General features: G+C 64.5%; 12 protein-coding genes. 10 read left to right on the plus strand and 2 right to left on the minus strand.

Going from position 1 to position 14,485, the window contains the following annotated elements; translation table 11 throughout:
* A partial coding sequence (locus U1E69_RS11505; RefSeq protein WP_322244518.1) for a GlxA family transcriptional regulator occupies nt 1–549 on the plus strand: 549 nt, incomplete at its 5' end.
* Here U1E69_RS11505 and U1E69_RS11510 read toward each other — a convergent pair.
* The gene (locus tag U1E69_RS11510) at nt 546–1,655 is read right to left on the minus strand and encodes a PQQ-dependent sugar dehydrogenase (RefSeq protein ID WP_322244519.1); all 1,110 of its coding nucleotides are present in this window, start codon (nt 1,653–1,655) and stop codon (nt 546–548) included. The genes U1E69_RS11505 and U1E69_RS11510 overlap by 4 nt on opposite strands.
* A 201-nt stretch (nt 1,656–1,856) precedes the next feature.
* On the opposite strand from U1E69_RS11510, the gene U1E69_RS11515 reads away from it, so the two are divergent.
* The 9 genes from U1E69_RS11515 (at nt 1,857) to U1E69_RS11555 (ending at nt 11,216) form a co-directional block, all read left to right on the plus strand.
* A complete protein-coding gene (locus tag U1E69_RS11515; protein ID WP_322244520.1) occupies nt 1,857–3,053 on the plus strand; it encodes an ABC transporter substrate-binding protein in 1,197 nt (398 codons plus the stop codon).
* A 103-nt stretch (nt 3,054–3,156) separates the two neighbouring features.
* The gene (locus U1E69_RS11520; RefSeq protein WP_322244521.1) at nt 3,157–3,942 is read left to right on the plus strand and encodes an ABC transporter ATP-binding protein; all 786 of its coding nucleotides are present in this window, start codon (nt 3,157–3,159) and stop codon (nt 3,940–3,942) included.
* Nucleotides 3,939–4,544 carry a hypothetical protein gene (locus U1E69_RS11525; RefSeq protein ID WP_322244522.1) on the plus strand — a complete coding sequence of 202 codons (606 nt, stop codon included), beginning with the start codon at nt 3,939–3,941 and terminating at the stop codon, nt 4,542–4,544. The genes U1E69_RS11520 and U1E69_RS11525 overlap by 4 nt, the downstream gene beginning before the upstream one ends.
* A 52-nt stretch (nt 4,545–4,596) precedes the next feature.
* Nucleotides 4,597–5,310 (plus strand): ABC transporter ATP-binding protein, encoded by a 714-nt coding sequence (locus U1E69_RS11530; protein ID WP_322244523.1) that lies wholly within the window; start codon nt 4,597–4,599, stop codon nt 5,308–5,310.
* 2 nt (nt 5,311–5,312) lie between these two features.
* Entirely contained in the window at nt 5,313–5,669 is a 357-nt protein-coding gene (locus tag U1E69_RS11535; protein ID WP_322244524.1) for a hypothetical protein, read from the plus strand.
* 34 nt (nt 5,670–5,703) lie between these two features.
* On the plus strand, nt 5,704–6,708 hold the full coding sequence (locus U1E69_RS11540) for a branched-chain amino acid ABC transporter permease (protein ID WP_322244525.1): 1,005 nt from the start codon (nt 5,704–5,706) through the stop codon (nt 6,706–6,708).
* Nucleotide 6,709: 1 nt separating this feature from the next.
* Nucleotides 6,710–8,014: a branched-chain amino acid ABC transporter permease gene (locus U1E69_RS11545; RefSeq protein WP_322244526.1), complete on the plus strand. Its 1,305-nt coding sequence runs from the start codon at nt 6,710–6,712 to the stop codon at nt 8,012–8,014.
* A gap of 118 nt (nt 8,015–8,132) precedes the next feature.
* On the plus strand, nt 8,133–10,553 hold the full coding sequence (locus U1E69_RS11550; RefSeq protein ID WP_322244527.1) for an FAD-dependent oxidoreductase: 2,421 nt from the start codon (nt 8,133–8,135) through the stop codon (nt 10,551–10,553).
* A gap of 54 nt (nt 10,554–10,607) precedes the next feature.
* A complete protein-coding gene (locus U1E69_RS11555; protein ID WP_322244528.1) occupies nt 10,608–11,216 on the plus strand; it encodes a nucleotidyltransferase family protein in 609 nt (202 codons plus the stop codon).
* On the opposite strand, the gene U1E69_RS11560 is transcribed toward U1E69_RS11555, so the two are convergent.
* A complete protein-coding gene (locus U1E69_RS11560; RefSeq protein ID WP_322244529.1) occupies nt 11,213–14,416 on the minus strand; it encodes a Hint domain-containing protein in 3,204 nt (1,067 codons plus the stop codon). The genes U1E69_RS11555 and U1E69_RS11560 overlap by 4 nt on opposite strands.
* Nucleotides 14,417–14,485 lie beyond the last annotated feature (69 nt).

A 14,485-nucleotide genomic window follows, 5' to 3' on the forward strand; every position in this document is an offset into this window, starting at 1 on the left:
AAGTCGGTCTACGTCATGGACGGCAACCGTTGGACCACGGCGGGCGGCATTTCCTCGATCGACCTGATGCTGAAGATCATCGCCGCAGATCATGGCGAGGATCTGGCCAATACCGTGGCCGACCAGATGATCTATTCGACGATCCGCACCGACCAGGACACTCAGCGCCTGTCGATCCCCACCCGGATCGGCGTGCGGCACCCGAAGCTGTCCCAGGTCATCCAGATGATGGAGGGCAACATCGAGGACCCGATGTCCCCGGCCGATCTGGCCGAGGAAGTGGGCATGTCGACCCGCCAGCTGGAACGCCTGTTCCGCCGCTACCTGAACCGCAGCCCAAAGCGCTATTACATGGAGTTGCGGCTGCAAAAGGCGCGCAACCTCTTGATGCAGACCGACATGAGCGTGATCAACGTGGCGCTGGCCTGCGGGTTCGCGTCGCCCTCGCACTTCTCCAAGTGCTACCGCAGTCACTACAGCACCACGCCCTACCGCGAACGTGGGACGCAAGGCATGCCCGGCGTCGTCCCGGTGCGGCTGTCGATCTAGCTGGCCGAGCCTGGCGCCAGCCGATAAACCGCGCCATCGAACACCGACAGAAACCAGATCGACCCGTCCGGGGCCTCGACCACGTCGCGGACCCGGCCGGTTTGCGGAGCAGCTAGCCGTTCCTCGGCAAAGCCGGTCCGGGCGGGGGTGTCCGGGTCCAGGCGACCGATGAAGTCGCTGTTTAGCGAACCGAAGAAGATGTCCCCCTGCCACTCGGGCACCAGCTTTCCCGAGTAGACCATCAGCCCCGACGGCGCGATGGAGGGGTCCCAGTAGTGCAAGGGCTGCTCCATCCCCTGCAGGTCCGTGCCGCGCCCGATCGGGTCGTCATTGTAGTTGCGCCCGTAGGAAATGACGGGCCAACCGTAGTTGCGGCCCAGAGCCGGGGCGTTCAGCTCGTCCCCGCCCTGCGCCCCGTGCTCCACCGTCAGAAGCTGCCCGGTAAGGTCCAGGGCCGCGCCCTGGATGTTGCGATGTCCCAGCGAAAAGGCGCCCGGCAGCCAGCCGTCCTGCGTGATTGCCGGAGTGCCGTCCCGGTTCAGAAGGATCACCTTGCCGGTCATCAGCATCGGGTCCTGCGCCTGCATCCCGCCCGGACCGGTGCCCCGATCACCGGTTGTCAGTGCGACAGTCCCGTCCGGCATCTCGACCAGCCGGGCGCCAAAGTGGCGGCCGCCGGGATAGCCCTCGCCCTGAAACACGATACGGAACCCTTCAAGCCGCGTGCCATCGTCCGACAGCCGCCCCACGCCTGCTGCCGTGGTGCCCCCGCCCTCGACCGCAGCGGCGAAGCTGATCCAGACCTCGCGGCTCGTGGCGAAATCCCGGGGCACCATCACATCAAGCAGCCCGCCCTGCCCTTCGGCCAGAACTTCGGGAACCCCGCCCACAGGCTGAGCCTGACCGTCGCGGACCAACAGAACGCGGCCGCCCCTTTCCGTCACCACGAACGCGCCATCGGGCAGGAAGTCGACGCCCCAGGGTTCATCAAGACCTTGCACCATCGGCGTGATCGCCATGACTCCGGCCGAGGTCTGGATTTCATCAGCCGCAACCGAAAGTGGCAGCAGGGCGAAAAGCGGCACTATTCCGAGCGAAATCTTCAACTGTTGATCCCTTCCTGATGAACGCAAACGCGCCATTGGCAACGCACGATGGAACGCTGTAAAGATAGAAGGCGCAAAGGTTGTGTCGACTCACATGCGGTAACAGTGTCGTCACCCTGTCGACAAAATGGGCCTTTTCTTTTCACGCAGCCCGCACTACCGTCGGCGCAGGATTTCGATCCAATCAGGGAGATACAATCAATGAAGAAACTTCTGCTGGCCGCTTCGGCCTGCGCGCTGATGGCTGGTGCCGCAGCTGCCGAGGACGTCAAGATCGGCATTCTGATCGGCTTCACCGGCCCCATCGAATCTCTGACCTCGCACATGGCGAACGCTGCCGAGACCGCGATGGCCGAAGTGAACGCCTCGGGCAAGGCCAAGAACACCTACACCTCGGTGCGCGGTGACTCGACCTGCACCGACGCCGCCGCTGCCACCGCCGCGGCCGAACGCATGATCACTGCCGAAGGCGTCAAGGGCATCATCGGCGGCGACTGCTCGGGCGTCACCCGCGCTGTCCTGACCAACGTCGCCATGCCAAACGGCATCGTGATGGTCTCGCCCTCGGCCACCTCGCCGGCGCTGACCGCCGACCCGGACAACGGGCTTTTCTTCCGCACCGCACCGTCGGACGCGCGCGAAGGCGAAGTCATGGCCGACATCCTGACCGAAAAGGGCATCAAGTCGATCGCCCTGACCTATTCCAACTCGGACTACGGCAAGGGTCTGGCCGAAGCCATCGCCGCGGCCTTCACCGCCAAGGGCGGCACCGTGACGATCAACGCGGCGCATGACGACGGCAAGGCCGACTACTCGGCCGAAGTCGCGGCACTTGCTGCGGCGGGCGGCGACCTTCTGGTGGTGGCGGGCTATCTGGACCAGGGCGGCAAGGGCATCATCCAGGCCTCGCTCGATACCGGCGCCTTCTCGACCTTCGGTCTGCCGGGCGGCATGGTGGGCGACAGCCTGCCCGCAGCCATCGGTCCGGCTCTGGACGGGTCCTACGGCCAGGTCGCCCAGTCCGACAGCCCCGGCGCTGCCGTGCTGCAGGAAATGGGCAAGACCAACGAGCCCGCTTTCGATGCGACCTCGCCCTACACTCCGGAAAGCTATGACGCCGCTGCGCTGATCATGCTGGCGATGGAAGCCTCGGGCTCGACCGATCCGGCCGTCTACAAGGACAAGATCCTGGAGATCGCCAATGGACCGGCCGACGGTTCGGGCACCAAGATCCTCCCGGGTGAGCTGGGCAAGGCGCTGGAGCTGATCGCTGCCGGCACCGCCATCGACTACGATGGCGCTTCGGGCGTGACGCTGATCGGGCCGGGCGAATCCGCTGGCCGCTACAAGCAGTTCGAGGTCAAGGGCGGCGTCTACGAGACTGTCCAGTTCCGTTGATCTGATCTTGATGTGAAGCGCGGCGCGGCCCGGGACATCCCCGGGCCGTTGCCCAAAAGAAAGCCCCGCCAGAAGGCGCAACGGGCTGCTACGGGGGAAGCGAATGATCCGGGTCGAGAAGCTGCACAAGCATTTCGGCGGCTTTCATGCCGTTGACGGCGCATCGCTGGAGATCAAGACCGGCACGATCACCGGCCTGATCGGTCCGAACGGCGCAGGCAAGACCACGCTGTTCAACGTGATCGCCGGCCGCTACACGCCGACCAGCGGCCAGGTCTTCATGGACGGCGAGGACATCACCGGGCTGCAGCCGCATCAGCTGTTTGCCAAGGGACTTCTGCGCACCTTCCAGATTGCTCATGAATTCAGCTCGATGACTGTACGCGAGAACCTGATGATGGTTCCGCCGCGCCAGACCGGCGAAAAGCTGTGGAACGCCCTCTTCTCGCGCGGGGCCGTGGCCGAGGAAGAAGAGCGCATCCGCCAGAAGGCCGACGAGGTGCTCGAATTCCTGACGATCAGCCATATTGCCGACCAGAAGGCCGGGATGATCTCGGGCGGGCAGAAAAAGCTGGTGGAACTGGGCCGCACGATGATGGTCGACGCCAAGATCGTCTTCCTGGACGAGGTGGGCGCGGGCGTGAACCGGACGCTCCTCAACACCATCGGCGATGCCATCGTGCGGCTGAACAAGGAACGCGGCTACACTTTCTGCGTGATCGAGCATGACATGGATTTCATCGGCCGCCTTTGCGATCCGGTGATCTGCATGGCCGAGGGCAAGGTCCTGGCCGAGGGCACCGTGGACGAGGTCAAGAACGACGAACGTGTGATCGAGGCCTATCTGGGCCGTGGCCTGAAGAACAAACTCAAGGAGGGTGTGGCGTGAAGCTTGGAAACCTGATCCTGGTCGCCTGCCTGGCGCTGCCGGGCGTGGCGCTGGCGCAATCCTCGGTCGGCAAGGCCGTCGTGGGTGGCAAGACGGTGACGCTGTTCGACGACGGCACCTGGAAATACGCGGATGCGGCGGCCGCCCTGACGCCGGGCGCCTGCGAGGATGTGACGCCCACCGTGCAGTTCTGTGCCGCAGCCCTTGGCTGGGCGACCACTCCGCCCGCCAGCCCCGAGATCAACGCCGCTTACCGGATCGACGCGCGCCACTACGCGCAGTATCTGATCGAGGATCTGGGCAGCGATGATGGCCTTACGCCGGAGTTCATGCGTCAGGTCGTGCTGGACAATGCCCAGATGGCGACCGGCAACACGCCCGAAGTCATAGACGTGCAGCCGGTGACCCTGGGCGCGCTGACCGGGGACACCGTGGTCTACAAGGCCAAGATCAATGGCCTGGATGTGGTCTTCGCCAATTCCGTCTTCGTCGAACCGAAGCGGGTCATGCAGATCATGACCTATGCCATCGGAAGCGAGTTCTCGCCGCAGCACGCGGGCTACCAGGCCGATTTCCTGGCGAACACCAAGCTGGCCGACTGATGCGCGCCGGTTCGCCCTTTCGTCTTCCGGCCCTGCAACTGGACCCCTCCGCATGAGCGCACCTTTTCTGATCGGCGAAAACATGACCGGCGGCTACGGCGCGGTCGATATTCTGCATGACTGCACGCTGGCCGTGGAACCGGGCGAGATCGCGGTCATCGTCGGTCCGAACGGCGCGGGCAAGTCCACGGCGATGAAGGCGGTCTTCGGGATGCTGAAGCTGCGCCAGGGCAGCGTGAAGCTGATGGGCGAGGATATCACCGCGCTCAGCCCGCAGGCCCGGGTCCGCAAGGGGATGGGCTTCGTGCCGCAGACCCACAACATCTTCACCGGCATGACCGTGGAAGAGAACCTGGAAATGGGTGCGTTCATCCGGACGGACGACACGATCCGCGACACGATGGAGCAGATCTACGCCCTGTTCCCGATCCTGAAGCAGAAGCGCTACCAGAAGGCGGGGGAACTGTCGGGCGGCCAGCGCCAGCAGGTCGCCGTGGGCCGCGCGCTGATGACCCAGCCCAAGGTGCTGATGCTGGACGAACCCACCGCCGGGGTCAGCCCGATCGTGATGGACGAGCTTTTCGACCGCATCATCGAGATTGCCCGCACCGGGATTTCGATCCTGATGGTGGAACAGAACGCCCGGCAGGCGCTGGACATCGCCGACAAGGGCTTTGTCCTTGTGCAGGGCCGCAACCGCTATACCGACACCGGGCAAGCCCTGCTGGCCGACCCGGATGTCCGCAAATCCTTCCTGGGAGGCTGACGATGACCCGCGCTGCCCTTGCCCTTCTGGCTTTGCTGCCCCTGCCCGCCTTTGCCGGGTTCGAATGCAAGGTCGACCGCCAATGCGGCGGCGGCTCCTGCGAGACCTATCCCGGCGGCCCCTTCGTGATCGAGCAGACCGGCGACACTTGGGCCATCACCGCCGATGGCCAGTCCTGGCAGGCGTTCGAGGCCGGCTTTATCGACGACACCGGCGAGCTGGTTCTGGTCATGCCGCCGCAAGGCGGGATGTCGGGCATGATCAGCATCTTCCCCGAGGGCCAGTTCCTCTTTACCGCCCATGCCGCCGGCCCGGTGGCCATCAGCGGTGAAGGCGCCTGCGTCGCCACCGGCGGCTAAGGCCGTTTCCCCTTTCTCTGACCAGCGTGACCTGATGGACCTCCTGAACGCCCTTGTCGCCTTTCTGAACTTCATCGTCGTGCCTGGCCTTGCCTATGGCAGCCAGCTGGCGCTGGGGGCGCTTGGCATCACGCTGATCTTCAGCGTCCTGCGCTTTTCCAACTTTGCGCATGGCGACACGATGGCCTTCGGCACGGCCTTCGTGATCCTCTTCACATGGTGGTTCCAGTCGATGGGGATCACCGCCGGCCCGCTCCCGACCGCGCTTCTGGCCCTGCCCCTTGGCATCCTCGTCACCATCGCGATGGTGCTGGCGACGGACCGGGTGGTCTACCGCTTCTACCGCAAGCAGCGCGCCAAGCCGATCATCGTGGTCATCGTCTCGACTGGGGTGATGTTCGTGATGAACGGTCTGGTGCGCCTGATCATCGGCACTTCCGAGCAGAACTTCACCGATGGTGAGCGGATGATGCTGAATCCGCAGGACTTCAAGGCCTGGACCGGGCTGGCCGAGCCCTTGGCGATCAAGACGACAGCGGCGATCTCGGTCATCGCGGCGGTCATCTGCTGCGCGGCGCTGTTCTGGTTCCTACAGAAGACGCGGACCGGCAAGTCGATGCGCGCCTATTCCGACAACGAGGACCTGGCGCTGCTGTCCGGGATCAACCCCGAACGCGTGGTGATGATCACCTGGATCATCGCGGGCGCGCTGGCCTGTATCGCGGGCACGCTGTACGGGTTGGACAAGTCCTACCGCGGGATCGTCTATTTCAGCCTTCTGATGCCGATGTTCGCCGCTGCTGTCGTCGGCGGCCTTGGCTCGCCTGTGGGGGCCGTGGTCGGCAGCTTCATCGTCGCCTTCTCAGAGCTGATCGTTACCAGCGCCTGGAGAAAGATCCTGGGCTATCTGGTTCCGCCCGACTGGCTGGGCGACGGGCTCTACCAGGCGCTGTCCACCGACTACAAGGTCGCGGTCAGTTTCTCGATCCTGATCCTGGTCCTGCTGTTCCGCCCGCAGGGCATCTTCGGAGGCAAGTGACATGGCCCAATATCGCAACCTTTTCCTCTTTGCCGGTGTCGCACTCCTGTTCATCCTGACGGGCGTGTTTCAAAGCTGGAACCTGTCACTGAACATCCTGAACCTGGCCCTGCTGTCCTGCATCATGGCGATCGGGGTGAATATCCAGTGGGGCTATGCGGGTCTCTTCTCGACCGGCATCGTCGGGTCGGTGGCGCTTGGAGGGCTGGCGGTCGTTCTGATCTCGGCCAAGCCGGTGCCGGCAGGCTGGGCGGCGGGCGGGTTGCAGATCGTGGAAGCGCTGCTGTTCGCGGCGCTTGCCATCGCCTTCGCAACCTGGCTTTACCGCCGCCTGAAGCCAGGGACCAACCGAGCGCTGGCGTTGGCGCTGTATCTGGTGGTGGCCTTTTTCATCTACCGTCTGCTGCTGGACCCCGGCGTCATCGCCGTGGAATCCAACAACCCCGCTCAGGACGGAAACATTGGCGGGCTGGGTCTGAACTCGCTGGTGGCCTGGCCTGTGGGGGCGCTGATGGCCGCTGCTGCTGCCTGGGTCATCGGCAAGATCGCCCTTGGCCTGCGCGAGGACTACCTGGCCATCGCCACTTTGGGCATCGCCGAGATCATCGTCACTGTCCTGCGCAACGAGGATTGGCTGGCGCGTGGCGTGAAGAACCTGATCGACCTGCCCCGCCCCTGGCCCGTGCCTTACGAGGTCGACCTGCAGGTCAACCCGACCTTCCTTGAACCCGTGGCGAATGCCGGGCTGGACCCGGTCACTGCCTCGACCATATTCGTCAAGCTCCTCTACGCCTTCATGTTCGGCCTTGTCCTGGTCCTGCTGGTCTGGGGCTGCGAACGGGCGCTGAACAGTCCCTGGGGCCGCACTGTCCGCGCCATTCGCGACAACGAGATTTCCGCCGCCGCGATGGGCAAGGACGTGAAGTTCCGCCACCTGCAGATCTTCATCATCGGCTCGGCCGTCGTCGGGCTTGCCGGGGCCATGCTGACCTCGATGGAAGGTCAGCTGACCCCGCCGTCCTACCTGCCCTTGCGCTTTACGTTCCTGATCTGGGTGATGGTGATCGTGGGCGGATCGGGCAACAACTGGGGCTCGATCCTGGGCGGCCTCCTGATCGGCTGGCTTTACCTCGCGGTCGAGTTCCTGGGCCCGCAGGTCATGGGCGCGATCACGGCAGGCCTGCCTGCGGGCGACTTGAAGGACCACCTGCAGGACACCGCCGCGCATATGCGCCTGCTGACCCTGGGCGTCGTCCTCCTTCTCGTCATGCGCTTTGCGCCGAAGGGACTGATCCCCGAGAAGTAAGCCCCTCGCGGCCCGGCAACTGTGTCTGGCCGCGACATTCTTTGTCGCAAATCCTCATGCCAACCGCCCTCTGCCCCGTCATGGTGCGGCAAAACCGGATTTGGCGGAGAGACTTGCAATGAAAACCCATGCGCGCGTGGTGGTGATTGGCGGCGGCGTTGTCGGCTGTTCGGTCCTGTATCACCTGACCAAGCTTGGCTGGTCGGACGTGATGCTGATCGAACGGTCCGAGTTGACCTCGGGCTCGACCTGGCATGCGGCGGGCGGGTTCCATACGCTGAACGGCGACACCAACATGGCGGCGCTGCAGGGCTACACCATCCGGCTTTACAAAGAGCTTGAGGCGATCACCGGCATGTCCTGCGGGCTGCACCATGTGGGCGGCATCACCCTTGCCGACAACAAGGAACGGTTCGACCAGCTGAAGGCCGAACGCGCCAAGCATCGCTACATGGGCCTGGATACCGAAATCCTGGGGCCGGAGGAGATCAACAAGTTTACCGATGGCATGGTGAACCTGGAAGGTATCGTCGGCGCGCTGTATGACCCGCTGGACGGTCACCTTGACCCCTCCGGGACGACCCACGCCTATGCCAAGGCCGCGCGGATGGGCGGGGCGGAAATCGTCCTGCACAACCGTGTGCTGGAGACGAACCCGACCAAGGACGGCTGGGAAGTTGTCACCGAAAAGGGCACCGTCACCTGCGAGCATCTGGTGAACGCAGGCGGCCTTTGGGCGCGGGAGATTGGCGCAATGGCCGGGGTTTACCTGCCACTGTTGCCAATGGCGCACCAATACCTGGTCACCGACGACATCCCCGAGATCATGGAAATCTTGAAATCCGGCCGCGAATTCCCGCATGTCATGGACCCGGGCGGCGAGTCCTACCTGCGCCAGGAAGGCCGGGGCCTTTGCATCGGCTTTTATGAAAAGCCCTGCGAACCCTGGGCCGTCGACGGCACGCCGTGGACCTTCGGGCATGAGCTTCTGAACGAACAGTTCGACAAGATCGAGGACAGCGTCAACTTCGCCTACCGCCGGTTCCCCGTGCTGGAGCGCACCGGCGTCAAGCGGGTGATCCACGGGCCCTTCACCTTCGCCCCCGACGGCAACCCGCTGATCGGCCCGGTGCAGGGCCTGCGTAACTACTGGTCGGCTTGCGCGGTCATGGCGGGCTTCTCCCAGGGTGGCGGCATGGGCCTTGCCCTGGCGCAATGGATGATCGAGGGCGAGGTCGAGCGTGACCCGCGCGGCTTTGACGTCAGCCGCTTCGGCACCTGGACTACTCCGGGCTACACCGTCCCGAAGGTGATCGAGAACTACCAGATGCGCTTTTCGGTCGGCTACCCGAACGAGGAACGCCCCGCCGCCCGCCCCTTCCGCACCACGCCGATGTACGACATCAACGACAAGCTGGGCGCGGTCTGGGGGCAACAATATGGCCTGGAAGTCCCCAACTACTACGCCCTGCCCGGCGAGCCGCGCTATGAAACGCCGACCTTCAAACGCTCCAACGCCTGGGAGGCGACGCGTCAGGAAGTGATGGCGGTCCGCGAAGGTGTCGGCATCAACGAATTGCAGAACTTCGGCAAGTATTCCGTCACCGGCCCCAATGCCCGGGCCTGGCTGGACCGGATCATGGCCGGCCGCATCCCGAAGCCGGGCCGGTTGTCGCTGACCCCGATGTTGGCCCATTCCGGCAAGATCATCGGCGACTTCACCGTGTCCTGCCTGTCCGAGACCGAGTTCCAGCTGACCGCCAGCTATGGTGCGCAAGGCTGGCATCAGCGGTGGTTCGAGCAGCATGAAGAACCGGGCGTAAACGTCCAGAATATCTCGGATTCCCGCTCGGGCTTTCAGATTGCAGGGCCGAAGGCGCGTGAGCTTCTGGCCCGCGTGACCCGGTCCGATGTCAGCGCCGAGGCGTTCAAGTTCATGGATGTGCGCCGCATGACCGTGGGCATGGCCAACTGCATCGTGCAGCGGGTCAGCTACACCGCCGACCTGGGGTATGAAATCTTCACCGACCACATGTCGGTCCGCCAGCTGTGGGACACGCTGTCTGCCGCGGGCCAAGACCTCGGCCTGCGTCCCTTCGGCATGCGCGCGATGATGTCGCTGCGGCTGGACAAGTGGTTCGGCAGCTGGGGCCGCGAGTTCAGCCCCGACTACACCCCGCTTGAGACTGGCCTTGACCGTTTCATCAGCTGGAACAAGCCCGCCGACTGGATCGGCAAGGCCGCCGCGATGAAGGAAAAGGCCGAAGGGCCCAAGCGCAAGCTGGTGCCGATCGTGGTCGATGCCAGCGACGCCGATGTCGTGGCATGGGAGCCGATCTGGCTGGACGGCAACGTGGTCGGCTGGTGCACGAGCGGAGGCTTCAGCCACTGGACCGGCAAGTCCGTCGCGCAGGGCTTCATCCCCGCCGACCGGGTGCAGGACGGGCTGGAGTTGGAGGTCGAAATCCTGGGCGAGCGTCGCAAGGCCCGCGTCCACCTTGCGCCCCTGTGGGATGACGGGGGCCGGATGCGCGCCTGACGTAGCGTCACGCCGCGCTTGACAACCGGACCGGGTCGGATGGAGCATTTGCCCATGCGACCCACCGTCCACATCCTTGTGCTTGCTGCCGGTGCGTCGTCTCGGATGCGCGGGGCCGACAAGCTTTTGCAAGCGGTCAAGGGCCGACCGATCCTGCGGCTGGTGGCCGAGACGGCCCTTGCCAGCGGTGCCCCTGTCCTTGTCACCCTGCCACCCACATCCGAGGCGCGGCGTGCGGCGGTCGCGGACCTTGCGGTCAGGGTGGTGGACATCCCCGATGCAGCGCAGGGCATGTCGCGGTCCATCATCCGCGGGCTGGCCGCTGTGGTCGAGCCGGGGCCGGAAGACGGGCTCATGATCCTGCCCGCTGACATGCCCGGGTTTTCCGCCAAGGCGCTGGCCGACCTTATCTCACGCTTTCGGGCCGAACCCGAGCTGATCTGGCGTGGCGGGACCACGGATGGCACTCCCGGTCATCCGGCGATCATCCCACGTGACTTGTGGCCCGAGCTTGCTGCGATCACCGGCGACGAAGGCGGCCGGTCGGTTCTGAAACGTCACGCCGACCGGGTCCGTCAGGTGCCCCTGCCCGGCCGGATGGCCACGCTGGACCTGGACACGCCCGAGGACTGGACGGCCTTCCGCAGCCGCCCGGCCCCTTAGCCCAGAATTAGCACCCGCGCCTCGTGCGCCTTCAGCGACAGGCGGGCGGCGGGGAAACTGGTTGCGTCCACACCCAGTTCGGGGAACAGCGCCAGCACTTCGGCGCGGGCTGCGTCCTCCAGAGCGTTCAGCGTTCGTTCGGCTGGCTGGAAGCTTTCAGTCCAGATCCCGTCCGACAGCACGATCTCATGCTTGTCGAACAGGATATGCACATAGGTCACCCCCTCGGCCGGCAGTGCGCGCGACACGTCGGACAGACCGATCAGGTGCTTGGCCGGAACCAGGACCTCGCTTTCGCCGAAATACATCTCGGCCCGCGCGCCTTCGACCAACACACGGTGCTGCGGAGACAGCATGATGCTGCGGTCGGGGCCAGAGCTTCCCAAAGCGCCCGCGCTGATCCGCACGGGCTGCAATTCGGGGCGGGCCTGCAAGTCGACCTTGCTGAGGATCCGACGCCCCACCCAGCGCAGCGGCTGCAGACCATTGTCGCGCGTGACCACCATGTCGCCTGCTGCCAGAGATTCGACCGGGACCGGTCCTTGGGCTGTCAGAATGCAGGTGCCGGCGGTAAAGCAGACGATCACCAGGTTTTCGATATCGGTGAAGTTCAGCGTGCCGATCGGGGTGATGCCGTCCGGCGCAAAGAAGGTAAGCGTCCCGTTCTCGGCGTTCAGCGGGTCATAGACCAGATCGATCCGCGCCCAGCCGAAGCCGGTGATGTCCACCCGCAGCGTGTCGTTGTCGTCACCACCGCCGCCGCCAAAGACGTTCTCGGGCCCGGTGACATCGACAAACCCCGCCGAGATCAGATCGCGGTCGTCGCCGCCATAGATCGAATCCGACCCAAGCCCGCCATAGAGGACGTCGTTCCCGACCTCGCCATACAGCGTGTCATTGCCGTCATCGGCAAAAAGCGTGTCGACCCCATCGCCGCCATAAAGCTGATCGTTGCCGGTGCCGCCGAAAACCCGGTCATTCCCGGCCTCGCCGTTAAGGACATCCGGCCCGGCGTCACCATAAAGCGTGTCCGCATCATCCCCTGCCCAGACAGTGTCGCTTCCATCTCCGCCATAGATCAGGTTGCTTCCAGCCAAGGCGGCAAACGGCACGTCGTCGATCGTGTCGTCGCCAGCGCCACCGTAGACCGTATCGTTGCCCGAGCCGAAGATCAGCCGGTCGTTGCCTTCCCCACCATCGACAAGGTCAGCCCCATCGCCGGCCTCTATGCTGTCATTGCCAAGCCCGCCGAAGACCCGATCCGCGCCGTCGCCACCAAGCAACGTGTCGTTACCGACATCGCCGTAAAGCGTGTCCTGGTCGGCCCCGCCGAAGACCTGATCGTCCTCGGTGCCTCCATAGATCAGGTCGTTCTCGACCCCGCCATAGAGCGTGTCGTTGCCCGCCTCACCCGACAGGGTGTCGCGGCCCTCATCGCCGTAGAGAAGATCCTCGCCAAGCCCGGCCTGCAGGAAGTCGTCGCCAAGGCCGCCAGCGACCGTGTCGTCGTCAGCCGTGGCCGCACTTTCCGGGATCGTCGTGAAATGGACATCGGAAACGTTGATGGCCTGGGGTGTTCCAGTTATGCCAGCGTCGCCGTACTGGATGACGATCGAGGCGACAGGTCCCGGAATGTAATAGAGGACCGAGCCGGCTTCCGCACCTGGCGAGGTGTTGAACCCGTCCGGATCGCCGGGTTGCGGGACAGCCGTGACGGTGTTCCCGGTCCGAACCAGCTGTGATGAGCCGACAGTGATCGTGACCGGCAAAAGGTTACCGAAAGCGTCGTAGGCGTTGACCGTGACCGTGTCGCGGAAACCGGTAGCATCGTTCGAGGTGTCAATGTCCGAGATACGGAAATAGACGTTGCTGACCTGATCGGTCACTCCGGATCCGGGCGCTGCCGCGAAGTCGATGGTGACTTCGGACACGCCTGGACCGCCGTCCCGGTAAAGCACACCCGCCGAGCCGGTGTCGAAAGTGCGTCCATCCGGGAAATCCGTCGGACCGGCATAGATCGGACCGGCTGCCCCGCCACCCGGAAGGTCGTCTTCCGTGAACTGGGAAGTCGGGTCATCTTCGGTGTAGGTCACCGAAACGCTTACCCGGGGCGTGCCGCCTGCTCCGGGGACCGTTTGGCTGAAGCCAGCCTCGAAACTTGTTGTCGTGCCACCCGGCTGAGCATCCCAATCCAGCCGCAAGTTTTCGGCTGGGGCGGGCGTCACGGCGGGCGGAGTATCCGGGCCCGCGTCGATGACATCATTTCCACTACCGCCGACGATGGAATCGTTGCCGAAGCCGCCGACAATCGTGTCCGCGCCGTCGCCGCCGAAGATGACGTTTGCATCGGACGTGCCGACCAGGGAATCGTTGAAGGCCGAACCGATCAGGCCTTCGATCCCGGTCAGGATATCGCCTGCCGCATGGGCGCCGCTTTCGGCAGCGCCATCACTCAGGTTGACCTGAACCGAGTTGTTCGATCCGCTGTAGTCGGCAAAGTCGAATCCCTGCCCACCAAACAGCTCGTCGCCGGCTTCACTGCCAACCAGCGTGTCACTACCCGACCCGCCGTAGAGAAAGTCAATGCCAGCGCCGCCATCCAGATAATCGTTGTCGATCCCACCATAAAGCCGGTCCGCATCAGCGCCGCCATAAAGCTGGTCGTTGCCCGCGGAACCCAGCAGGGAATCCGCCCCCGCCTCGCCGGAAATCGTGTCGTCGCCAGCCGCGCCATCAGAGGTATCGGCACCGCCACCCAGCGATATCCGGTTCGCCTGTGCATTCCCGGTTACAAAGTCGGCTCCGCTTCCGGTTAGGACGTTCTCGATGCCCACAAGGGTATCATTGCCAAGCCCGGTGGCCAGGCCTGTTGTCAAGTTGACGGTCACCGCCGATATGTTGGCCGAGAAGATGGGAATTGGCGAAAGGTCGGTCAGATTGCGGCTGTAGTCGGCCGTGTCGACCCCCGCACCGCCGTACAGCAAGTCACTGCCACCACCCGATCCGCCGATCAGCGTATCGTTGCCGGTACCGCCGTAGATGACGTCACTGCCCGTGCCGCCATCCAGGAAATCATCGCCGCCACCGGTACCGGGTCCGCCATACAGGACATCTCCCGAGCCAATGCCCCAAAGAGAGTCGTTCTCGGAATCATTGCCGGTGAGAGTCTCACCCGACCCCGAGCCTTCGATCGTCGCCATGTCTGTCTGTCCCCGTACGCCGTTCAGTCGTAGTCAGCTTTCGTGTCCGATCCGTGACCGAACCCGGTA

This window comes from Tabrizicola sp. (genome assembly GCF_034366665.1).
Lineage (GTDB): Bacteria > Pseudomonadota > Alphaproteobacteria > Rhodobacterales > Rhodobacteraceae > Tabrizicola.

What these genes read in the sequence shown, in the direction of transcription:
- U1E69_RS11550 (WP_322244527.1), top strand. Translation starts at nt 8,133, where the DNA reads ATGAAAACCCATGCGCGCGTGGTGGTGATTGGCGGCGGCGTTGTCGGC.
- U1E69_RS11515 (WP_322244520.1), top strand. Translation starts at nt 1,857, where the DNA reads ATGAAGAAACTTCTGCTGGCCGCTTCGGCCTGCGCGCTGATGGCTGGT.
- U1E69_RS11545 (WP_322244526.1), top strand. Translation starts at nt 6,710, where the DNA reads ATGGCCCAATATCGCAACCTTTTCCTCTTTGCCGGTGTCGCACTCCTG.
- U1E69_RS11540 (WP_322244525.1), top strand. Translation starts at nt 5,704, where the DNA reads ATGGACCTCCTGAACGCCCTTGTCGCCTTTCTGAACTTCATCGTCGTG.
- U1E69_RS11520 (WP_322244521.1), top strand. Translation starts at nt 3,157, where the DNA reads ATGATCCGGGTCGAGAAGCTGCACAAGCATTTCGGCGGCTTTCATGCC.
- U1E69_RS11555 (WP_322244528.1), top strand. Translation starts at nt 10,608, where the DNA reads ATGCGACCCACCGTCCACATCCTTGTGCTTGCTGCCGGTGCGTCGTCT.
- U1E69_RS11535 (WP_322244524.1), top strand. Translation starts at nt 5,313, where the DNA reads ATGACCCGCGCTGCCCTTGCCCTTCTGGCTTTGCTGCCCCTGCCCGCC.
- U1E69_RS11560 (WP_322244529.1), bottom strand. Translation starts at nt 14,416, where the DNA reads ATGGCGACGATCGAAGGCTCGGGGTCGGGTGAGACTCTCACCGGCAAT.
- U1E69_RS11530 (WP_322244523.1), top strand. Translation starts at nt 4,597, where the DNA reads ATGAGCGCACCTTTTCTGATCGGCGAAAACATGACCGGCGGCTACGGC.